The sequence below is a fragment of the Haloechinothrix alba genome (assembly GCF_900188115.1).
GTDB lineage: Bacteria > Actinomycetota > Actinomycetes > Mycobacteriales > Pseudonocardiaceae > Haloechinothrix > Haloechinothrix alba.
Window position 1 is genome coordinate 138,594 of record NZ_FZNW01000001.1, and the last position, 20,312, is coordinate 158,905.

At 66.6% G+C, this 20,312-nt stretch carries 19 protein-coding genes, 2 tRNA genes and 1 pseudogene; 15 read left to right on the plus strand and 7 right to left on the minus strand.

The genetic code is table 11. The features are described from left to right. Window positions 1-150: 150 nt before the first annotated feature. From dnaA to recF, 4 genes are all read left to right on the plus strand, one after another. On the plus strand, window positions 151-1,833 hold the full coding sequence (gene dnaA / locus CHB84_RS00600) for a chromosomal replication initiator protein DnaA (protein WP_089299473.1): 1,683 nt from the start codon (window positions 151-153) through the stop codon (window positions 1,831-1,833). 829 nt (window positions 1,834-2,662) lie between these two features. Next, window positions 2,663-3,802, plus strand: coding sequence for a DNA polymerase III subunit beta (gene dnaN, locus CHB84_RS00605; protein ID WP_089299474.1), 1,140 nt, complete (start codon window positions 2,663-2,665; stop codon window positions 3,800-3,802). A 23-nt stretch (window positions 3,803-3,825) separates the two neighbouring features. After that, window positions 3,826-4,755 carry a phosphogluconate dehydrogenase (NAD(+)-dependent, decarboxylating) gene (gene gnd / locus CHB84_RS00610; RefSeq protein ID WP_089299475.1) on the plus strand — a complete coding sequence of 310 codons (930 nt, stop codon included), beginning with the start codon at window positions 3,826-3,828 and terminating at the stop codon, window positions 4,753-4,755. Continuing rightward, complete coding sequence (gene recF, locus CHB84_RS00615; RefSeq protein ID WP_089299476.1) at window positions 4,727-5,902, plus strand: DNA replication/repair protein RecF; 1,176 nt, start codon at window positions 4,727-4,729, stop codon at window positions 5,900-5,902. The genes gnd and recF overlap by 29 nt, the downstream gene beginning before the upstream one ends. A gap of 154 nt (window positions 5,903-6,056) precedes the next feature. Here recF and CHB84_RS22645 read toward each other — a convergent pair whose 3' ends face one another. Further along, window positions 6,057-6,200 (minus strand): hypothetical protein, encoded by a 144-nt coding sequence (locus CHB84_RS22645; protein ID WP_176439714.1) that lies wholly within the window; start codon window positions 6,198-6,200, stop codon window positions 6,057-6,059. 159 nt (window positions 6,201-6,359) lie between these two features. Between CHB84_RS22645 and CHB84_RS00620 the strand changes: the two genes are divergently transcribed. The 6 genes from CHB84_RS00620 to CHB84_RS00645 all read left to right on the plus strand — a co-directional run bounded on the left by CHB84_RS00620 (window position 6,360) and on the right by CHB84_RS00645 (window position 13,613). Beyond that, complete coding sequence (locus CHB84_RS00620; RefSeq protein ID WP_425432251.1) at window positions 6,360-6,689, plus strand: DciA family protein; 330 nt, start codon at window positions 6,360-6,362, stop codon at window positions 6,687-6,689. Window positions 6,690-6,850: 161 nt separating this feature from the next. Then, complete coding sequence (gyrB, locus tag CHB84_RS00625) at window positions 6,851-8,818, plus strand: DNA topoisomerase (ATP-hydrolyzing) subunit B (RefSeq protein ID WP_089299477.1); 1,968 nt, start codon at window positions 6,851-6,853, stop codon at window positions 8,816-8,818. Window positions 8,819-8,933: 115 nt separating this feature from the next. Further along, entirely contained in the window at window positions 8,934-9,923 is a 990-nt protein-coding gene (locus tag CHB84_RS00630; protein WP_141134537.1) for an esterase/lipase family protein, read from the plus strand. Between the two features lie 259 nt (window positions 9,924-10,182). Next, window positions 10,183-12,654: a DNA gyrase subunit A gene (gene gyrA, locus CHB84_RS00635; protein WP_089299479.1), complete on the plus strand. Its 2,472-nt coding sequence runs from the start codon at window positions 10,183-10,185 to the stop codon at window positions 12,652-12,654. Window positions 12,655-12,738: 84 nt separating this feature from the next. After that, window positions 12,739-13,473, plus strand: coding sequence for a DUF3566 domain-containing protein (locus tag CHB84_RS00640; protein ID WP_245818471.1), 735 nt, complete (start codon window positions 12,739-12,741; stop codon window positions 13,471-13,473). A gap of 66 nt (window positions 13,474-13,539) precedes the next feature. After that, window positions 13,540-13,613: transfer RNA gene (locus tag CHB84_RS00645), tRNA-Ile, on the plus strand. 190 nt (window positions 13,614-13,803) lie between these two features. Here the strand turns inward: CHB84_RS00645 and CHB84_RS00650 are convergent. Then, on the minus strand, window positions 13,804-15,138 hold the full coding sequence (locus CHB84_RS00650) for a serine hydrolase domain-containing protein (RefSeq protein ID WP_176439725.1): 1,335 nt from the start codon (window positions 15,136-15,138) through the stop codon (window positions 13,804-13,806). A 104-nt stretch (window positions 15,139-15,242) separates the two neighbouring features. Continuing rightward, on the minus strand, window positions 15,243-15,785 hold the full coding sequence (locus CHB84_RS00655; protein WP_089299481.1) for a GNAT family N-acetyltransferase: 543 nt from the start codon (window positions 15,783-15,785) through the stop codon (window positions 15,243-15,245). Window positions 15,786-15,928: 143 nt separating this feature from the next. On the opposite strand from CHB84_RS00655, the gene CHB84_RS00660 reads away from it, so the two are divergent. The 5 genes and pseudogenes from CHB84_RS00660 to ssb form a co-directional block, all read left to right on the plus strand. Then, window positions 15,929-16,402 carry an SRPBCC family protein gene (locus CHB84_RS00660; RefSeq protein WP_089299482.1) on the plus strand — a complete coding sequence of 158 codons (474 nt, stop codon included), beginning with the start codon at window positions 15,929-15,931 and terminating at the stop codon, window positions 16,400-16,402. Between the two features lie 95 nt (window positions 16,403-16,497). Beyond that, window positions 16,498-16,692: a DLW-39 family protein gene (locus tag CHB84_RS00665; protein WP_089299483.1), complete on the plus strand. Its 195-nt coding sequence runs from the start codon at window positions 16,498-16,500 to the stop codon at window positions 16,690-16,692. Between the two features lie 31 nt (window positions 16,693-16,723). Further along, window positions 16,724-16,796: transfer RNA gene (locus CHB84_RS00670), tRNA-Ala, on the plus strand. An 86-nt stretch (window positions 16,797-16,882) separates the two neighbouring features. Beyond that, window positions 16,883-17,041, plus strand: coding sequence for a hypothetical protein (locus tag CHB84_RS22650; protein WP_176439726.1), 159 nt, complete (start codon window positions 16,883-16,885; stop codon window positions 17,039-17,041). Between the two features lie 83 nt (window positions 17,042-17,124). After that, window positions 17,125-17,419, plus strand: a pseudogene (gene ssb, locus CHB84_RS00675) (single-stranded DNA-binding protein); the annotation flags it as partial. Window positions 17,420-17,422: 3 nt separating this feature from the next. On the opposite strand, the gene CHB84_RS00680 reads toward ssb, so the two are convergent. From CHB84_RS00680 to CHB84_RS00695, 4 genes are all read right to left on the minus strand, one after another. Next, entirely contained in the window at window positions 17,423-17,677 is a 255-nt protein-coding gene (locus CHB84_RS00680) for a hypothetical protein (RefSeq protein ID WP_089299484.1), read from the minus strand. Continuing rightward, entirely contained in the window at window positions 17,678-18,013 is a 336-nt protein-coding gene (locus tag CHB84_RS00685; RefSeq protein ID WP_089299485.1) for a DUF6247 family protein, read from the minus strand. Window positions 18,014-18,556: 543 nt separating this feature from the next. Beyond that, window positions 18,557-19,348: an ABC transporter permease gene (locus CHB84_RS00690; protein ID WP_089299486.1), complete on the minus strand. Its 792-nt coding sequence runs from the start codon at window positions 19,346-19,348 to the stop codon at window positions 18,557-18,559. After that, window positions 19,345-20,307, minus strand: coding sequence for an ATP-binding cassette domain-containing protein (locus CHB84_RS00695; protein WP_089299487.1), 963 nt, complete (start codon window positions 20,305-20,307; stop codon window positions 19,345-19,347). Before CHB84_RS00695 ends, CHB84_RS00690 begins: the two co-directional genes overlap by 4 nt. Window positions 20,308-20,312 lie beyond the last annotated feature (5 nt).

A 20,312-nucleotide genomic window follows, 5' to 3' on the forward strand; every position in this document is an offset into this window, starting at 1 on the left:
ACTGCGCGTGACCGTACATTAGTGCACAGTTGTGGATAACTATGTGGACACCTCCCGTGTGAGTCACCGCATGCCGCGCTTGATCAGTCGTCGGCTGCGCGAGTCGACCGTGACGTAGAGGGTCTCTTGGAGGGGAGGGGAGCGGTACACGTGTCCGAGAACCAGATCAACCTTGCTGAGGTGTGGGAACAGGTCGTCCGGGAGCTGTCGACCGGAACGCTGTCCCCACAGCAGCGTGCGTGGATGCGTGTGACGCGCCCGATCGGACTGCTGGACGGTACGGCCTTGCTGGCCGCGCCGAGCGACTTCGCGAAGGACGCCATCGAGCGCGCCCTGCGTGACCCGATCACCGACGCGCTTTCCCGGCATGTCGGCCAGAACGTCTCACTCGCCGTCAAGGTCGACACTGTGGAAGAAGCCGACGGGGTCGGCTCCGACCCGGTTCCGCCGACCTACGGCGCTTCCGTACCCGCTTCAGGGAACACCGCGAGTCCCAGCAGCGGAACCAGCAGCGCGCCCAGCGGGGGATCCGGTGGGAGCGCGGGTGCGAGCGTCGGCGGGGGCAACGCCGCCGCGGGAACCGCCGGCCGGACAGAAGCGGCAGGCACGCTCACGGCGCCACCGTCGAATACCGTCAATGGCACCGGGGACAGCCCCGGTGGAGACAACGACAACGGTGAGGACGAGATCGACGAAGAGGGCGAGGCGCTCGCGGCCGTCCACGAGATCTGGCCGACGTTCTCCGGCCGGCCGGTCGCCGGGCAGCCCTATACCGCGCCCGCCCAACCACAGACCTCCAAGACGCGGCTCAACGAGAAGTACACCTTCGACACCTTCGTGATCGGCGCCTCCAACCGCTTCGCGCACGCCGCAGCGGTCGCCGTCGCCGAAGCCCCGTCACGTGCGTACAACCCGCTGTTCGTGTGGGGAGAATCCGGGCTGGGAAAGACCCACCTCCTCCACGCCGTAGGCCACTACGCGCAACGGCTGTTCCCCGGTATGCGGGTGCGCTACGTGTCGACCGAGGAGTTCACCAACGACTTCATCAACTCGCTGCGCGACGACCGCAAGGTCGCCTTCCAGCGGCGTTACCGGGACATCGACATCCTGCTCGTCGACGACATCCAGTTCCTCGAAGGCAAGGAAGGGACACAGGAGGAGTTCTTCCACACCTTCAACACGCTGCACAACGCCAACAAGCAGATCGTGGTGTCCTCCGACCGGCCGCCGAAGCACCTGGAGACTCTGGAGGACCGCCTGCGAACCCGGTTCGAGTGGGGACTGATCACCGATATCCAGCCACCCGAGCTCGAGACCCGCATCGCGATCCTGCGCAAGAAGGCGGCGCAGGACAGGCTGGCCGTACCCGGTGACGTGCTCGAGTTCATCGCCGCCCGCATCGAGGCGAACATCCGTGAGCTGGAGGGCGCGCTGATCCGCGTCACCGCGTTCGCCTCGTTGAACCAGCAGGCGGTCGACCTGGGTCTGGCCGAGATCGTGTTACGCGACCTAATCCCCGACTCGCAGCCACCCGAGATCAGCTCCTCCACGATCATGGGCGTCACCGCCGAGTTCTTCGGCGTATCCATCGAAGACATCTGCGGGCCGGGCAAGACGAAGGCACTGGCCACCGCCCGGCAGATCTCGATGTACCTGTGCCGCGAGCTCACCGACATGTCGCTGCCGCGCATCGGGCAGACCTTCGGCGGCCGTGATCACACCACGGTGATGCACGCCGACAAGAAGATCCGCAAGGAGATGGCCGAGCGTCGCCGCATCTACGACCAGGTGCAGGAGCTCACCTCGCGCATCAAACAGCGCGCCAAGCAGTAGCGCGGGCACCGCTGACCCCTGGCCGCAACGCGCCGGGTTCCCGCCTCTCTGTCGTCCACACGTATCGCTCGATCCCCACCCCGCACACCACCGGCGTGTGCGGGGTTCGCCGCGCCGTGTGGCGCCGTATGGCGCCGGCCGGCCACCCGGAGCCCCGCCCGCGAATCGCACACTCCTGAGACGGCCTCATGCGGCGACTGCCGGTGCACCGCCTCGCCGGCCCGCCGCAGGGTCACTGCGGGCGGGCCCGACACCGTCACGCGCTGCCCCTGGTTCGTCCGAACGAGTGATCTGCGTTACCCGTTCAGCCCGCAGCCAACTTGGGTACGAATCGGCACACAACTGGGGAGGGAACTGTGGATAACTGTGGACTGCCGGTGGACCGTCTTGTGCGGTTTCGAGTTCTCCACCGATCGCTCCGTTCGTCCACCGGAACCACCCCCAAGGAGTCCACACCGTCGCGCCTCTGGCGAACTGCGACGAAGCCGCTTGTCCACACAACCCACAACCCTTACTACTGTTACGGGTTCATCTCTTTTCCTCAAGAACTCTTGAACACCAACACCCGTCCTTGTTGGGGACAACCCGCTCCGGCACGGCTCGCACCGCTCGCCGTGTCTGGCGAACCCGGATGACGCGACCGCACGCAACGTTCTAACGTGGGTGCTCACACGGATGGTTCGCACCGAGCTGCGTCTCGCACCTCGCTGGCATGCGCCTGGTACGGATACCACCGGTGCATCATGAGCACGTTGTCGCAGCGCAGCGCGCTCTCCTAGAGCTGCATGGCTTCCGAGAACCGAAGTCTCGGCTGTCGAAAGGATGGGGCATGAAGATCCGCGTCGAGCGTGACGCTCTCGCCGATGCCGTCGCCTGGGTCGCGCGCAGCCTGCCGTCACGACCGCCCGTTCCCGTACTCGGCGGAGTGTTGCTCGACGCCGGTGGGGACTCCGGTGGTGATGCGGACGCGCTGACCATCTCGGGATTCGACTACGAGGTCTCGGCCACCGCCGGTATCGCGGCCACCATCGCCGATGGCGGACGTGCGCTGGTGTCCGGCAGGCTGCTGGCCGACATCACGAAGGCGCTGCCCGCCCAGCCGGTCGACCTGTCCGTCGAGGGCTCCCGTGCGACCATCAGCTGCGGGTCCGCCAAGTTCAGCCTGCCGACGATGCCTGTGGAGGACTATCCCCAGCTGCCGAGCCAGCCGACGTTCGCGGGCGAGCTCGCGGGCGACGCGTTCAGCAGCGCCGTGGCGCAGGTCGCTGTCGCGGCGGGCAAGGACGACACGCTCCCGATGCTCACCGGCCTGCGCATCGAGATCTCCGGTGACACGCTGACCATGGTCGCGACCGACCGCTTCCGGCTGGCGATGCGGGAATTCACCTGGCAGCCTGCCGAGGAGGTCACCGACGCGGCCGTGCTCGTCCCGGCACGGACCCTCGCCGAGGCGGCCAAGTCGCTCGGCTCGAGCGGGGCGACGCTGCGCCTCGCGCTCGCCAGCGGTGACGGCATGCTGGGGTTGTCCGGTTCGGGGCGCTACACTACGACCCGGTTGCTCGACGCCGAGTTCCCGCCGTACCGCCAGCTGCTTCCTGACCAGCACACGTCCCGGGCCGTTCTCGACGTCTCCACGCTCGCCGATGCGATCAAGCGTGTCTCGCTCGTCGCCGAGCGCGGTGCGCAGGTGCGGATGGAGTTCGGCGAGGAGACGCTGCGGCTGTCGGCAGGAGGTGACGACGAGGGAAGCGCAGAGGAAGAGCTCGCCGTGGAGTACGAGGGCGAGCCGGTCACGATCGCGTTCAACCCCGGGTACCTCACCGACGGCCTGGCGGCGCTGAGCTCCGACCGGGTCGAGCTGACATTCACCACACCCAACCGGCCCGCCCTGATCAAGCCTGCCGACTCGGATGGCACGGTGATCCCCGGATATCTGTACCTGTTGATGCCGGTACGGCTGCCCGGTTAGTGGCAGTCGAGCAGGGAGGCGGCATGACGCAGCTCGGGATGATCGGCCTCGGCAAGATGGGCTCCGCGATGCGGGATCGGTTGCGTGCGGCCGGTCACGAGGTGATCGGATACGACAGGGACGCAAGCGTGTCCGATACCGAATCGCCAGCGGACTTGGTGTCCCGTTTGGACCGTCCGCGGACGGTATGGGTGATGGTGCCGCACGGCGAACCGACCAAGCAGACCGTGACAGAGCTCGCCGAGCTACTCGATGAGGGCGATCTCGTCATCGAGGGGGGCAACTCCCACTTCGACGACGACAAGGTGAATGCGGACCTGCTGGGTGCGCGCGGCATCGGTTACCTCGACGTCGGGGTGTCCGGTGGCGTGTGGGGCCGCGAGTACGGGTACGCGCTGATGGTCGGTGGCCAGGAGGACGACGTACGGCGGGCGATGCCGCTGTTCGACGCGTTGCGTCCCGAAGGGCCGCGGGAGGAGAGCGTCGTGCACGCGGGTTCCGCCGGCGCGGGCCACTTCGCGAAGATGGTGCACAACGGCGTCGAGTACGGGCTCATGCAGGCCTACGCCGAGGGGTTCGAGCTGCTTTCCGCGTCCGAGGAAATATCCGATGTGGCCGGTGTGCTCACCGCTTGGTCGCGTGGCACGGTGGTGCGTTCCTGGCTGCTCGACCTGCTCGTGCGTGCTGTCTCCGACGACCCCGGTATGGGAGATATCCAGGGCTACGTCGAGGACTCCGGGGAGGGGCGCTGGTCGGTGGAGCAAGCCGTCCGGCATGCCGTGCCGGCCCCTGTCATCACGGCAGCCCTGTACGCACGGTTCGGCTCACGTCAGGATGACTCGCCCGCGATGAAGGCCGTGGCCGCGCTGCGCAACCAGTTCGGTGGGCATGCGGTCACGCGCAGCTCGCACGAAGCAACGTCCGATGCATCTACGCCACCTTCAGCTGACTGACTTCCGCTCGTGGGAGCACGCGGACCTGGAGCTCGGCCAAGGGCCGATCGTGCTGATCGGGCGCAACGGCAAGGGAAAGACGAACGTCCTCGAGGCCGTCGGCTACCTGGCCACGCTCGGCTCGCACCGGGTATCCAGCGACACCCCGCTCGTGCGTCACGAGCGGGAGCGGGCACTCATCAGGGCAGCCGTGGTCAACGGCGATCGCGAGCTGGTCGTGGAGCTGGAGATCAGCCCGGGCAAGAGCAACAGGGCGCGGATCAACCGGGGAGCGGTGGGACGGCCGCGCGACGTGCTCGGAATCGTCCATACTGTACTGTTCGCTCCCGAGGATCTGTCTCTGGTGAAGGGAGATCCCGCTGAACGGCGCCGATTCCTCGATGACTTGCTCGTGCAGCGTTCGCCCCGGTACGCGGGGATCCGGTCGGAGTACGACCGGGTGCTCCGCCAGCGCAACGCGCTGCTGAAGTCGACGGGCAAGCGGGGTGCGCGTGCCGCGGCGGACGATCCGTACGCGTTGAGCACCCTGGCCGTCTGGGACTCCCAGCTCGCCGAACTGGGAGCGCAGCTGCTGGCCGCGCGGTTGGATCTGGTCGCCGACCTCGCGCCGCACACCGCGGCGGCATACGATGGCATCGCGGGGAGCCCGGGCGGGGAGCCCGACAAGAGCGCCGGGATCACCTACCGGTCGAGTCTGGGTTCGGCGTTGCCCGCCGACTACGGCACCCCGGAGGGGCAACGCGCCGATGTCGACATATTGATCAAGGCCTTGGGAGACGCGGTGGTCGAGTCCCGGGAGAGTGAGCTCGAACGCGGGGTGAGCTTGATCGGCCCACATCGCGACGACCTCGAGATCACCCTCGGGGGTTCCCCTGCGAAGGGCTACGCCAGCCACGGGGAGTCCTGGTCGCTCGCGTTGGCGCTGCGGTTGGCCTCGTACGAGCTGTTGCGCGACGAGGCAGGCGAGCCGATCCTGTTGCTCGACGACGTGTTCGCCGAGCTCGACCGGCACCGCAGAGCTCGCTTGGCCGAGGTCGCCTCCCGCGCGGAGCAGGTGTTCGTCACCGCGGCTGTGGATGAGGACGTGCCCGGTGAGCTGACCGGTGTTCGCTATACCGTCGACGAGGGGAGGCTGGTTCGTGAGTGACGGGCAAGAGGGCCGGCGCGGACCACGGGGAGAGGGACACCGAGACGCACAGCACCCCCGGGGTGACGCGGTAGGAAGCGATCATCACCCACCTGGGGATAAACCTGTGGATAGTGTGGATAACATTGCGTCCACGTCATCACTGAGAGCAACGTCACACAGTGAGACCGTTGCCCGTTCTGCTGATGAGCGTCGCCGATCCGGCGAAGAACGCGGCGTCGAGCAACCTGTCGCCTACGAGGGTGGCGAACCGTCCGGAGACGAGGAACAGCAGGTCAGCGGGCGGGATCTGGCACACGCGGCACTGCGCTCGGCGCAGGAGAAGGCACGTGCGCGAGGTACACGCCCCGGGCAGCGCCGCGGTGACCGGTCGGGTGGCGCGGGGCGCTCGCGTTCCAACCGGCGCCGGTGGTCGTCCTCGGGGGTGGACGACCGCGATCCACAACCCTTGGGACGGGTGGTCTCGCAGCTGGCCAAGCAACGCGGCTGGCAGGAGCAGCTCGCTACCGGTCAGGTCTTCGGCCAGTGGGCAGCGCTGGTCGGGTCCGACGTCGCCGAGCACGCTCACCCGGTGTCGCTGTCCGAGGGTGAGCTCACCGTGCAGGCCAGCTCCACGGCGTGGGCGACCCAGCTGCGCCTGCTGCAGGCCCAGCTGCTCGGTAAGATCGCTGCCGGCGTGGGAAACGGCGTGGTCAAGCGCCTGCGGATCCAGGGGCCGACCAGGCCGAGCTGGCGCTACGGACCACGGCACGTGCCGGGCAGGGGACCGCGTGACACGTACGGTTAAAGTTCCGGTACAGCGGGTTGCTGACCAGCGACGACACGGGTGTCCTTGCGCCGGTGCCGTGAGGCCCCAAGCGTAGACTGGACATTCGAGGTGGGTGTGGGTCTTGGGGAGGATCCGCCCGTGCAAGCGTTCGCTGATGCAAGACAGGAGACGCCAAAACGGTGGCAGCCAAGAAGAACGAGTACAGCGCGTCGTCGATCACCGTCCTGGAAGGGCTCGAGGCGGTTCGCAAGCGCCCCGGGATGTACATCGGATCCACCGGTGAGCGCGGTCTGCACCACCTGATCTGGGAAGTTGTGGACAACGCCGTCGACGAGGCGATGGCAGGACACGCCAGCAAGGTCGAGGTGAGCTTGCTTCCGGACGGCGGGGTCCGTGTCATCGACGACGGTCGCGGCATCCCGGTCGAGGAGCACCCGGTCGAGAAGCGCCCCACGGTGGAAGTCGTGCTGACCATGCTGCACGCGGGTGGCAAGTTCGACGGCAAGTCGTACGCGGTCTCCGGTGGGTTGCACGGTGTGGGTGTCTCGGTGGTCAACGCGCTGTCCTCGGCGCTCGAGGTGGAGATCCACAGGGACGGGAGCGTCTGGACGCAGCAGTACAAGACGTCCGCACCGGTCGGGGCGCCACAGAAACAGGGTTCCACGAAACGCACCGGCACCACGGTGACGTTCTGGGCGGACGACTCGATCTTCGAGACCACCAACTACAACGTGGAGACGGTCGCCCGCAGGTTGCAGGAGATGGCGTTCCTGAACAAGGGGCTGACCATCACGCTGCGCGACGAGCGGGAGCCGGACGAGAACGGTGAGGACGCCTCGGGGGAGAAGGCCCGGCTGACCGAGCAGACCTACCAATACCCGGGTGGGCTGTCGGACTTCGTCAAGCACATCAACAGCACGCGCGATCCGATCCACCGCAACGTGGTTTCCTTCGAGGCCGACGGGGACGGGGTCCAGGTCGAGGTCGCCATGCAGTGGAACAGTGGCTTCACCCCGTCCGTGTACACCTTCGCCAACACCATCAACACGCACGAGGGCGGCACGCACGAGGAAGGCTTCCGGGCGGCGCTGACGCGGGTGGTGAACAACTACGCGCGGGACAAGAAGCTGCTCAAGGAGAAGGACGCGAACCTGACCGGTGACGATGTCCGGGAAGGCCTCGCGGCGATCGTCTCGATCAAGCTGGCCGAACCGCAGTTCGAGGGTCAGACGAAGACCAAGCTGGGCAACAGCGACGCCAAGACCTTCGTGCAGGCCACCACGCACGAGTGGCTGTCGGACTGGTTCGAGCGCAACCCCAGCGACGCGAAGGCGATCATCTCCAAGGCGGTGTCGTCGGCGCAGGCCCGGCTGGCCGCGCGCAAGGCGCGTGAGCTGGTGCGCCGCAAGGGCGCGCTCGACGTGGGCGGGCTGCCCGGCAAGCTCAAGGACTGCCGGTCGACGAAGCCCGACGAGTGTGAGCTCTACGTCGTCGAGGGCGATTCGGCGGGCGGCTCCGCCAAGGAAGGCCGCGACTCGATGTACCAGGCGATCCTGCCGATCCGCGGCAAGATCATCAACGTCGAGAAGGCGCGCATCGACAAGGTGCTGAAGAACAACGAGGTGCAGAGCCTGATCACTGCCCTCGGCACCGGCATCCACGACGAGTTCGACCTCAGCAAGCTGCGCTATCACAAGGTCGTGTTGATGTCCGACGCGGACGTGGACGGCCAGCACATCCAGACGTTGCTGCTGACGCTGTTGTTCCGGTTCATGCGGCCGCTCGTCGAGCACGGGTACGTCTACCTCGCCAAGCCCCCGCTCTACAAGATCAAGTGGCCGCGCGGCGAGCCGGATTACGTCTACAACGAGCGGGAGAAGGACGGGATACTGCAAGCCGGCGCCGAGGCGGGCAAGAAGCTGCCCAAGGACGACGCCATCCAGCGCTACAAGGGGCTCGGCGAGATGAACGCCGACGAGCTGTGGGAAACCACCATGGATCCGGCGAACCGGCTGCTGCGCCAGGTGACGCTGGATGATGCGGCCACGGCCGACGAGCTGTTCTCGGTGCTGATGGGCGAGGACGTCGAGGCACGCCGGTCGTTCATCACCCGTAACGCCAAGGACGTGCGGTTCCTGGACGTGTAACGGAGATCGGGGGATCGCAATAAAGTGGTCAGAACTCTGACCACTTTATTGCGATCCGGTCTCGATATCGCCCGGCCGCCTGTTGCGCGGCTGGGCTGCGGGCTACTTTCCCGCCATGACGAGGACATACAGACTAGGCACCGTGCTTGCCGCTGCCACGGTGTTGCTCGGCCTCGGCGGCGGCGTGCCTGCCTCAGCCGAACAGGATCCCGGTCCGCCGCTCGAGCAGTCGCCCGAGGAGCTGGACGCGACGCTGCACTGCGACAGCGCCATCGACGACCCTGATAACCAGCCCGTGCTGTTCGTTCCCGGTACCACGGCAGACGGCTACGAGAACTTCTCGTTCAATTACGTCCACGCGCTGCGCGCCGAGGGGTACTCGGTGTGCTGGATGGATTACCCACACCGTGGCTGGCGGGACATGCAGACGTCCACAGAGAACGCGGTGCACGCGATCCGCACCATGTACGAGCGCAGCGGTGGTCAACCGGTGTCCACGCTCGGGCACAGCCAGGGTGGCCTGCACCCGGCGTGGGCGGCACGGTTCTGGCCGGACATGGCCGACAAGCTGGACGACGCCATCAGCCTCGGTTCGCCGTTTCAGGGGTCGGTGACGGCCAACGCCTACTGCGAGGGACTCGGCCTCTTCGCCGGCGGGTGCCAGGAGTCCTTCTGGCAGTTCACCCAGGGGTCGAGCTGGACGGAAGCGCTCAACGCCCAGCCGCTGCCCGATGGTCCCTCGTTCACGTCGATCTACACCGAGTTCGACGAGGCCGCCACGCCGGGTGCCGAGGCGAGTGCCCTGACCGGTTCGTCGCACGTGGCTGTGCAGGACGTCTGCACGGCACGTGCCGTCGAGCACTTCGGCCTGGTCGTGGATGCCGCAGTTTATGCGCTGGTGCTCGACGCCCTGGAGAACCCGGGCGGGGCGGCCCCGGAACGGGTGGACGGCTCGGTCTGCACCGAGGTGTTCATGCCGCTGGACTACGGCGAGCTCGCGACGCAGCTGCCCGAGCTGCTGGCGATGCCTGCCCGAGCGTGGCTGGAGAGCCCGCCGTGGACCTGGGAGCGGGAGGAACCGCCACTGCGGGACTATGCCCGGTGAGACTCCCTGTCAGCGGCCTTCGCGCGTGCCGGGTCCGTCCCAGCTGACCAGCACCGATAAACTGTATGGGATACCCGCGCCCGCCGCAGCGCGAGCACAGGTTCCCGAGGGTTATGCACGAACCGGCCGGTGTGGCCGCCTGCGGGTGGTCGCACCGGCCGGCGCGACGAGCACGTGGGATGCTTGTCGCACCAGCCACCGTGAATAACCCGGCTCTCACAGGAGACTCGGACTCTGGGTCGGAAGGATACCGCGCACCGTGACTGAAACCCTGCCTCCGGAGGAAGACCGGATCGAGCCGGTCGACATCCAGCAGGAGATGCAGCGCTCGTACATCGACTACGCGATGAGCGTGATCGTCTCCCGCGCTCTACCCGATGTGCGTGACGGCCTCAAGCCCGTCCACCGCCGGGTGCTGTACTCCATGTACGACAACGGCCTGCGTCCGGACCGCTCGTACGTGAAGTGCTCCCGCGTCGTCGGCGACGTGATGGGTAACTACCACCCGCACGGTGACTCGGCGATCTACGACGCGCTCGTGCGCCTGGCCCAGCCCTGGTCGATGCGGTACCCGCTGGTCGACGGCCAGGGCAACTTCGGTTCCCCTGGTAACGACCCCGCGGCCGCGATGCGGTACACCGAGGCCCGGCTGGCGCAGCCCGCGATGGAGATGCTGCGCGACATCGACGAGGACACCGTCGACTTCTCGGACAACTACGACGGCAAGACCCAGGAACCGGATGTCGTCCCGTCCCGGATACCGAACCTGCTCGTCAACGGCAGTGGCGGGATCGCCGTGGGGATGGCGACCAACATCCCCCCGCACAACCTGCGTGAGGTCGCCGACGGCGTCATGTGGGCGCTGGACAACTGGGAGGCCTCCGAGGACGAGACCCTCGCCGCGATGATGCAGCGGATCAAGGGTCCCGACTTCCCGACCAGTGGGCTGATCCTGGGGAACCAGGGCATCGAGGACGCCTACCGCACAGGCCGGGGCTCGGTGAAGATGCGGGCGGTCGTCGAGATCGAGGAGGACGCCAAGGGGCGGCCGATCCTGGTGATCTCGGAGCTGCCGTACCAGGTCAACCCGGACAACCTGATCGAGACCATGGCGACGCTGGTCCGGGACGGCAAGGTCAGTGGCATCTCGGAGATCGCCGACGAGACCAACAGCCGCCGCGGGATGCGGATCGTGGTCACGCTCAAGCGTGACGCGGTGCCCAAGGTCGTGCTGAACAACCTCTACAAGCACACCCAGCTGCAGCAGAACTTCGGTGTGAACATGCTGGCCATCGTCGACGGCGTCCCCCGGACGTTGCGGCTGGACCAGCTGGTGCGGCACTACGTCAAGCACCAGGTCGAGGTCATCGTGCGCCGCACCCGGTACCGGCTGCGCAAGAAGGAGGAGCGCGCCCACATCCTGCGTGGTCTGGTCAAGGCACTGGACATGCTGGATGAGGTCATCGCGCTGATCCGGCGCTCCCCGACGGCCGACGAGGCGCGGACCGGGCTGATGGAGCTGCTCGAGGTGGACGAGGTCCAGGCCACCGCGATCCTGGACATGCAGCTGCGCAAGCTCGCGGCGCTGGAGCGCCAGAAGATCACCGACGAGCTCGCCGAGATCGAGCGGGCGATCGCCGACCTCCAGGACATCCTGGACCGGCCCGAGCGCCAGCGCCAGATCATCACCGACGAGCTCGCCGAGGTCGTCGAGAAGTTCGGCGACGAGCGCAAGACCAAGATCATCCCCTATGACGGGGAGGTCTCAGTCGAGGACCTCATCGCGGTCGAGGACGTGGTGGTCACGATCACCCGCACCGGATACGCGAAGCGGACGAAGACCGACCTCTACCGCACGCAGAAGCGTGGTGGGAAGGGCGTCCAGGGGACCACGCTCAAGCAGGACGACATCGTTCAGCACTTCTTCGTGTGCTCCACGCATGACTGGATGCTGTTCTTCACCAACAAGGGCAGGGTGTACCGGGCGAAGGCCTACGAGCTGCCCGAAGCCAACCGCAACGCGCGCGGCCAGCACGTGGCGAACCTGCTCGCCTTTCAGCCGGACGAGGAGATCGCGCAGGTCATCCAGATCTCCAACTACGAGGAGGCGCCGTACCTGGTACTGGCGACCAAGAAGGGGTTGGTCAAGAAGAGCAAGCTGACCGACTTCGACTCGAACCGTTCCGGTGGGCTGATCGGCATCAACCTGCGGGAGGGCGATGAGCTGGTCGGCGCGGTGCTCGCCTCCGCAGAGGACGATCTCCTGCTGGTCTCCTCCGACGGCCAGTCGATCCGGTTCCATGCCACGGACGAGGCGCTGCGGCCGATGGGCAGGGCCACGTCCGGGGTGCTCGGCATGCGCTTCAACGAGGGCGACGAACTGCTCAGCATGGGTGTGGTGCAGGAAGGCACCTACCTGCTCGTGGCTACCGACGGCGGGTACGCCAAACGCACCTCGATCGAGGACTACCCCGTCCAGGGCCGCGGCGGCAAGGGTGTGCTCACGCTGCAGTACGACCGCAAGCGCGGGAAGCTGATCGGCGCGCTCATCGTCAACGACGAGGACGAGCTCTACGCGATCACGTCGACCGGTGGGGTCATCAGGACTCCGGCCAAGCAGGTACGCAAGGCAGGCCGGCAGACCAAGGGTGTCCGCCTGATCAACCTGGAGTCCGGTACGTCCTTGCGCGCGATCGCGCGTAATGCGGACGAGCCAACGGAATCGGCATAGTGAGGAGTACGTAGGCAGGGGAGTCGTCCGGCAGGGCGGGGCGCACACGCTGATCGCGCTCGCGACGGAGGTGAACGATACGCGGTGACATCACACGACGACGCCGATCCGGAAGGTGAGGGGTCCGATGCTCGGCACGATCCCTCCGAACCGGCGCCGGGTCAGGACCGAAGCGATGTGCGCGACGATGCCGACGAGGCATCGCACTTCTCTCGTGCGGCGGGGAATTCCTCGTCCGGTGAGGCGTTCCCCTCGACCGAGCGCACGGCCGACGCGCCGGGGGCGTGGCCGGACGAGCCGATGGGGATGTTCGGCCACCGGTTCGATGACTCGTCGGCGCGAGCGGCAGGCGGCGCCGAGAGACCAGTGAAGGAGACAGCGAGGGTGAACGTTCCTGGCACGGAGTCGCTGGGTAGGGCTGAGCCGTCCGCGCTGCGCAGGCCGGGGCGCGGCCCGAGGCGTGCGAGCCTGCAGGTCAAGCGGTTCGACCCGTGGTCGGTTCTCAAGCTTTCGATGGTGCTCGGCGCGGCGATGTTCTTCGTCTGGCTGGTCGCTGTCGGGCTGTTGTACACCGTGCTGGACGGTATGGGCGTGTGGGACAGGCTGAACGGCACGTACGCCTCCCTGGTCGCAGGGGAGCCTGCCGACGCGCCGGTGGAACCCCTGATCACCGCTGGGCGGGTGTTCGGCTTCTCCGCCGTCATCGGGATGATCAACGTTGTCCTGATGTCCGCGCTGGCGACGGTGGGCGCGTTCATCTACAACGTCTCCGCGGACATGGCTGGTGGCCTGGAGCTCACGCTCTCCGAGCGGGAGTAGGCCCTTGCCGGTCCGGCCCCGGTGTCACGGTCGCACCGACCGTGGGGTAACCTTTACAGGTGCTGAGGGCCTATAGCTCAGACGGTCAGAGCGCTTCGCTGATAACGAAGAGGTCCCTGGTTCAAGTCCAGGTAGGCCCACTCCACGAAACACCAGGGAACAGGACCGGAACGGTATCTGTTCCCTGGTGTTTCTTCATGCTCGCGGCGAGTGGGACGGCGAGCTGTGCCGGCGGATCGCTCGTCATGGCCGCCTCGTGGTGCGCTACGACAATCGCGACACAGGCCGCTTGACGAGCTGTCTACTGGGATCGCCCGCGAGCCGGCGCCGTCAGCCGCCACTCGCTCGGCCCCGGCACCCGTCGAGCTCGTCGGCGACCGCGCGGTACACCGCACCCCACTCGCCGTTACCACTGGTGACGTCGAATCCGTCGCCACCGGGATCGCCGTCGTCCGAGCGGGCACGCACGCCGAGGTTGTGTGCGAAGCGAACCCCGGTGAGGCAGTCGGCCGGTGATACCTCGATGCGCTGACCCTGGAATCCGGAAGCGGCATACCCGTCGGGGGTGACGCCGCGCCACCACTGGTAGCCGTACTGACCGTCGGACGTATCGGTCATCGTCGTGGCTTCCCGCACCCACTTCCTGGACACCACGCGGGGTCCAGCGGCGACCCTGCCGTCGTTGCGGAACAGCTCACCGAGGCGGGCGAGGTCGGGGGTCGTCGCGTACAGGCTCTGCGATGCGATCGCGTCGCCAACGCGATCGGTGAGTATCTCCGCGTCCGCGGCCATCCCGACCGGTTTCCACAGCTTGTCGGTGAGCAACTCGCTGAACGGTTGGCCGTACACGGTCTCCACCAGCCACGCGAGGACCTGCGAGTTGCCGCTGTTGTAGGAGAACTCGGTACCCGGCTCGGCCGTGCGCGGCAACGACATCAGGAACTCGTTGCGGGTCTTGCCGAGCGCGCCATCGGTGTAGAGGTCGAGGGCCAGCTGGATCCACTGTTGTACCTGGGTGTTCTCGGCAAGGACGGGGGTGCTCTCGTCCCAGTGCACCCCGCTTTCCATCTCGAGCAGGTTCTCGATGGTGACGCCTTCCCATGCGGTGCCGTGCAACTCGTCGATGTAGGCCTCGATGGGGTCGTCGACTGAACGCACGAGCCTGTCGTCGACAGCCTCGCCCACCAGCGTGGATGTGAACGACTTGGTGACCGACCAAGCCTGGTGGCGTTGGTCCGCTGACCACCCGTTGGTGTAGTAGTCGGCGACGAGGTGCCCGTCGTGCACGAACGCGACGGCGTCCGTCTCGGTGTCCCGCAAGAAGTCCTCGACGGTCTTCGTCCTGCCGCGCCACTCGTAGTCGACACCGAGCAGGTCCTGGTCGCGGCGCGGCAGCTCCCAGACGTCATCGCCACTGGCGACGGGGTCAGTCGGCAGGTACACCTCGGGTTTGACCACGTCGATCGGTACCGGTAGGACCAGCGTGCCGCCGGCGAGAAGCTCGTGCACGTAGTTGAACCAGTACCCGGGGTCGAGCACGATCTCCGCACGGTCCCGGACGAGGTCCTCCGGCGACTCCTGCGCGATCGCCTGTCCGGGTAGCTGCCCGGCGGCGAGGAGCGTGACGAGTGCGAACAGCGTGGTGAACCGTCGTGCCGACGACATCCTGCTCCTTAGCGAACAACGAGCCGAAAAATGAACAATATTCTGATCCGCTCGCGGGCTCAAGGTGTTGTGCCGCGAAGGCGGGGGACGGGCGTCCCGTTCCCTCAGGTACCGGGCGTCGAGCCGTCCGCGGCGAGGCTGCGCTGCATGAGCACGGTGTCCAGCCACTGCCCGTGCTTGTATCCGACCCCGGTGAGCGTGCCGGCCTCGGCGAAGCCGCATCGCCGGTGCAGGCGGAGGGAGGCATCCATGGTGCTGGTGATCACCGCGATCAGTTCGCGAACATCGGCCCGACCCGCCTCCGTGACCAACGCTTCGAGCAGTGTCCGGCCTAGTCCCTTACCGGTGGCGGACGGTGCCAGGTACACGGAGTTCTCCGCCGTTCGCCGGTAGGCCGGTCGCGCCTTCCACGGAGCGCAGTAGGCATATCCGACGATGCCTGATATGTCCGACCCCGCCTGCGGGAGCTCGGCGACGAGGTACGGAAGCCCGTGCTCGCGGATGGTCTCGTACCGCCGACGCCACTCGGCGGGTTCCGGGACCTCCTCCTCGAACGTCGCCACGCTGCCGCGTACGTACTCGGCATAGATATCGCGCGTCGATCCGAGGTCGGCCGGGATCGCTGAACGCACCACGATATCGATCATGCGGTGATTGTCGCCGGTTGCCGGGTTCCGGCCGTCGTTACCCCATCCGAAGGTCAGTTCCCGGTGTCCAGCCTGTCACCTGGCACGAGGTGGAGCCGGGGAGCAGAATCAGGGGCGCAGGGACGCTCAGTGAGGTGGTAGCGATGAAGCCGCCTGAGGTTTCAGCGGCCATCGATGCGCCGCAACGAACGGTCTGGTCCGCACTGACGCGGCTATCCGACAGGGCGCGAGTGCTCGATGACGTCCGCAGCGTCGAGTTCCACACCGACGACTCGTTCCAGGTGGGGGCGCAGTGGCGTGAATGGCGACGGGCCACCGGCAGGGGAAGGACCGAGACACTCACGGTGATCGCGGTGCACGAGCCCGTCGCCTACAGCGTGCGCGCGCAGCGGCACGGTCTGGAGGTCACCAGAACGACCGAGCTCGTCGCTCTTTCGCCATGGCGAACCCAGGTGACCACCAGGCTGATGCTGCGGCCCTCCCGGTCGCATGGCCGCTTCAGGCGCATGCTGGTACGCCTGTTCGGTCTCGTCGAGGCGAGACGGCTGGTGAAACGCGCCAGGATCGACCTGGATGACCTTGCCCGGCACGTCGGTGGTGACCAGCGTGAGAGGTGACGGCCTCGTGTGATCTCGCTCCCTCTGCGAAGCGGCAGGTGGCGTGCAGTACGATAGTCTGGGTCGTTGGCGCGGGTTGCGAGGAGGCTTGCCAGATGAAGAAGGTCGTGCTCTTGGCCGCCGTGGTCGCCGGGGTACTGTTCGCTGTCAAGCGCAGCAAGAGCGCCAGGGACGAGGCCGAGCTGTGGCGTCAGGCGACCGCTCCGTCGAGCGGCCCGGCCGCGGGACCCAGTGCGAACGGTACGGCACCCACCGCGGGGAGCAAGCCGGATATCGCACGGAACAACTGACGGTGCGGGCCCGCAAGGGCCCGGCACACGCGGGGCTGTAGCTCAATCGGTAGAGCGCTGCTTTTGCAAGGCAGAGGTCAGGGGTTCGATTCCCCTCAGCTCCACTTTTGTGACCAGCGGTTATGCTATTTCTTGAGCGATCTTGCTGTTGGTGTCTGTCAGGCATTGTTACTGCGAGTCCGCTGAGGACATGGAATCGGTGCGCACGGCGATGGGGCTACTGGCCGACGGGCGCCAGCTGACCAGCGTGTTGTATCGCCGCATCGCCAGCACCTACAGCCTCGACTCGCGCAGCGATACCTATGCCGACCGGCTACCGCATGTCGACGACCCCGACTGGCAGATCTAGCTCCACCAGCTGGCCACCGCCGACACCCGACGGCGCGAACTCGCCGACTCGCCGCCCCTGAGCAGCCATAGTTGCCTGCGGAAATGATTAGTACCGTCGTCGGCAACCTCACCGCCGATCCCCGAGATGCGGTTCAGCCGGTCCGGCGCTGCCGTCGCCAATGTCACCATCGCCTCCACCCCGCGCACGTTCGACCGGGAGACCGGCGAGCGGAAGGACGGCGAGGCGCTGCTCCTGCGCTGCGACATCTGGCGGCAGGCCGGGGAGTCCCTGACGCACGAGATGCGGGTGATCGTGCAGGGCAGGTTGAAGCAGCGGTCCTTCGGGACCAAGGAAGACGAGAAGCGCATTGTCGTCGCGCTCGAGATCTCCTCGTTGGCGTTACGTTAACCACTGGACGAGGAGCATGTGGACCTCCTGCTGGTCTTCCAGGATCAGGTAGATGACCTGCCCGGCCTGACCTGGTCCGAAGGTCCAACGACGGACGGCGCCTTCGGGATTCTCCGCGTGCTGGGGCGCTCCGTTCCACGGTGTGAGCTGGAGGATCTCGAGCACCTCCATGAAAGCATCCAACGCTTCATCCGGCAGCGCGGCGACCTGCTCACCGATGTCAGCGTCCGGAACGAGTCGGTACAACTACGTGGACCGCCGCTGTTGGATCGCGTCTCGTAAGTCCTCGAACTGCACGGCGCGCGGGTTGTGTCCGGTGCGAATGACCTCCTCAGCCTTCGCGAGCACGCGATGGTAGGCACCCGGCTCACGTAGCTCCAGGAACGCTGTGTGCTGCCACTTGTTCAGCAACGCGTGCAGGTCGGTGAGGTCTTGAGACTCCTTGACCCGGTCAAGCACGATTTGCCATTCATGGTCGAACTCGGCCGCAAGCGTCGGTGTGAGGCACTCGCGGATCGATGCCGGGTCGGCCGCTGGCGGAGATGGATGCTGGTTTGGTGGCGACGCGTCCGGAGAAGCCATGGACTTACGATAACCTGCCGAGCAGACTCGCGGTGTAGCTTTCTCAGTTCCGGTGCCGCCGGTGCTCGTGTGGGAACCATGATGGGTGCGAAACCCCTCCAGAGAGACGCAATGGAGCCAGCAGGGACAGCGCTAGGGTCAGCATGACCAGGTATATCCCTGCGGCTAGCTATGACGGTCCGTATTTGCAAGGCAGAGGTCAGGGGGTCGATTCCCCTCAGCTCCACGCGGCGTGGACTCGCTGACCAGCAGCGCAACGCACAGACTCGCGCCGACTTTCGTGGGGCGATCGAGGAGTGGCTCAAGGTCCACGAGCTCGACGATTCCACACGCGAGACTTACCGGATCTACACCCGGAAGTACATCTACCCGGCGCCTGGCAGAGCCGGTCAGTCAGATCTCCGCGAGGGCGCTCGAGCAGTTCTACGCCGAACTACGCCGGTGTCGCGCTCGCTGTGATGGTCGCCCCATATCGAGAACCGCACGGACGGGCCGGCCGCACGGGTGCCGGACGTGTGCGGCATAAGCGGCCATATCGCTGAGTCACGCCTTGCGGTTGTACAGCCTTTTCGCCCATACATAGCCGAGCAGCGCGATGCCCGCACACCAGGTCAGCGCGATCCACAGGTCGTCGCCGACCGGGTTGTCCATCAGTAGTGCCCGGATGGACTCCATGATCGGGGTGAACGGCTGGTACTCGGCGAACCAGCGCAACCCCCCGGGTATCGAGTCGGTCGGCACGAACCCGCTGCCGAGGAACGGCAGGAACATCAGCGGCATCGGCAGGCTGCTGGCCGCCTCGACGCTCTGCGAAGTCTGGCCGATCGCCACGGTGAGCCAGACCAGGGCGAACGCCACGGCGGCGAGCACACCGACGAGGGCGAGCCAGCCACCGAGGCTTGCACTCGGCTCGAAACCGATCAGCAGCGCCACCCCGATCACCACCGCCATGCTCAGGAAAGCCTGGATGAGACTGCCGATCACGTGCCCGGTCAGCACCGACACCCTGGCGATGTTCATGGTGCGGAACCGGGCGATGATCCCATCGGTCATGTCCATGGCCACGGATACCGCGGTTCCCTGGACCGTGGTCGCGATGGTTATCAGCAGGATCGCGGGCACCATGTAGTTGATGTACTCGGCTCGACCACCGGAGGGCCCGCCGAGCCCAGCTCCGAGCGTGCCGCCGAACACGTACACGAACAGCAGTAGCAAGAGGATCGGCATTGCGATCAGTTGCACGGTCATCGACGGGTATCGCACCATCCGTTTCAGGTTGCGACGCACCATCGTCGTCGAATCGCGTAACGGGTGGGTCGTGGCCGCGGCGGTCATCGGTTGATCACCTTCTCGTTGTCGGAATCGCCGGTGAGGGCGAGGAAGACGTCGTCGAGGTCGGGGGTGTGCACGGAAAGGGTGTCCACGTCGACCGACTCATGGTCGAGCCGGTCCAGCAGTGCCTTCAGTGAGTGCAGGCTGCCGTCGTTCGGTACCCGAAGGGCCAGCGCGTCGCCGTCTGAGTGTGCGTCCTGGCCGAGAACCCGTTGCGCGGTCTGGAAACCGCTGGGTTCGGAAAACTGGAGTAGGACGTGGCCGCCGGGAATTCGGCGTTTCAATTGCTCGGCGGTGCCCTCGGCGACCAGCCTGCCGTCCTCCAGCACGGCGATCCGGTCGGCCAGTTCGTCGGCCTCCTCCAGGTACTGGGTGGTCAGGAAGATGGTTACGCCCTCGGCCACCAGTTCCCGTACGGTCTGCCACATACCGCGCCTGCTACGCGGATCCAGCCCGGTGGTCGGCTCGTCCAGGAAGATGACGCGGGGATTCCCGACCAACGTCATCGCCAGGTCCAGCCGCCGCCGCATACCACCGGAATACGTGGACGCCGGTTTCCGCGCCGCCTCGGTCAGGTCGAACCGCTCGAGTAGATCGGCCGTCCTACGCTGACGATCCTTCTTGGATAGATGGTTCAGGTCCGCCATCATCCGCAGGTTCTCCTCACCGGTGAGCAGGTTGTCCACGGCGGAGAACTGGCCCGTGACCCCGATCGCAGCCCGCACCGAATCCGGATCGGACGCCACATCATGCCCCACGACCTCGGCCCGGCCGCCACTGGCGACTATCAGTGTGGACAGGATCTTGACCGTCGTCGTCTTGCCTGCGCCGTTCGCACCGAGCAGGGAGAAGATCGTGCCCTGCGGCACGTTCAGGTCGATTCCGTCCAGCACTGTCTTGTCGCCGAACGACTTCCGCAACCCGCTCACGGATATCGCCGGTTGTGCGGCATTCTTCATCATCGTCA

Bases quoted from the DNA above. Each gene is read 5' to 3' on its own strand.
- dnaN (WP_089299474.1), top strand. From the start codon at position 2,663: ATGAAGATCCGCGTCGAGCGTGACGCTCTCGCCGATGCCGTCGCCTGG.
- gnd (WP_089299475.1), top strand. From the start codon at position 3,826: ATGACGCAGCTCGGGATGATCGGCCTCGGCAAGATGGGCTCCGCGATG.
- recF (WP_089299476.1), top strand. From the start codon at position 4,727: ATGCATCTACGCCACCTTCAGCTGACTGACTTCCGCTCGTGGGAGCAC.
- CHB84_RS00630 (WP_141134537.1), top strand. From the start codon at position 8,934: ATGACGAGGACATACAGACTAGGCACCGTGCTTGCCGCTGCCACGGTG.
- CHB84_RS00650 (WP_176439725.1), bottom strand. From the start codon at position 15,138: ATGTCGTCGGCACGACGGTTCACCACGCTGTTCGCACTCGTCACGCTC.
- CHB84_RS00655 (WP_089299481.1), bottom strand. From the start codon at position 15,785: ATGATCGATATCGTGGTGCGTTCAGCGATCCCGGCCGACCTCGGATCG.
- CHB84_RS00660 (WP_089299482.1), top strand. From the start codon at position 15,929: ATGAAGCCGCCTGAGGTTTCAGCGGCCATCGATGCGCCGCAACGAACG.
- CHB84_RS00665 (WP_089299483.1), top strand. From the start codon at position 16,498: ATGAAGAAGGTCGTGCTCTTGGCCGCCGTGGTCGCCGGGGTACTGTTC.
- CHB84_RS22650 (WP_176439726.1), top strand. From the start codon at position 16,883: ATGGAATCGGTGCGCACGGCGATGGGGCTACTGGCCGACGGGCGCCAG.
- CHB84_RS00685 (WP_089299485.1), bottom strand. From the start codon at position 18,013: ATGGCTTCTCCGGACGCGTCGCCACCAAACCAGCATCCATCTCCGCCA.
- CHB84_RS00690 (WP_089299486.1), bottom strand. From the start codon at position 19,348: ATGACCGCCGCGGCCACGACCCACCCGTTACGCGATTCGACGACGATG.
- CHB84_RS00695 (WP_089299487.1), bottom strand. From the start codon at position 20,307: ATGATGAAGAATGCCGCACAACCGGCGATATCCGTGAGCGGGTTGCGG.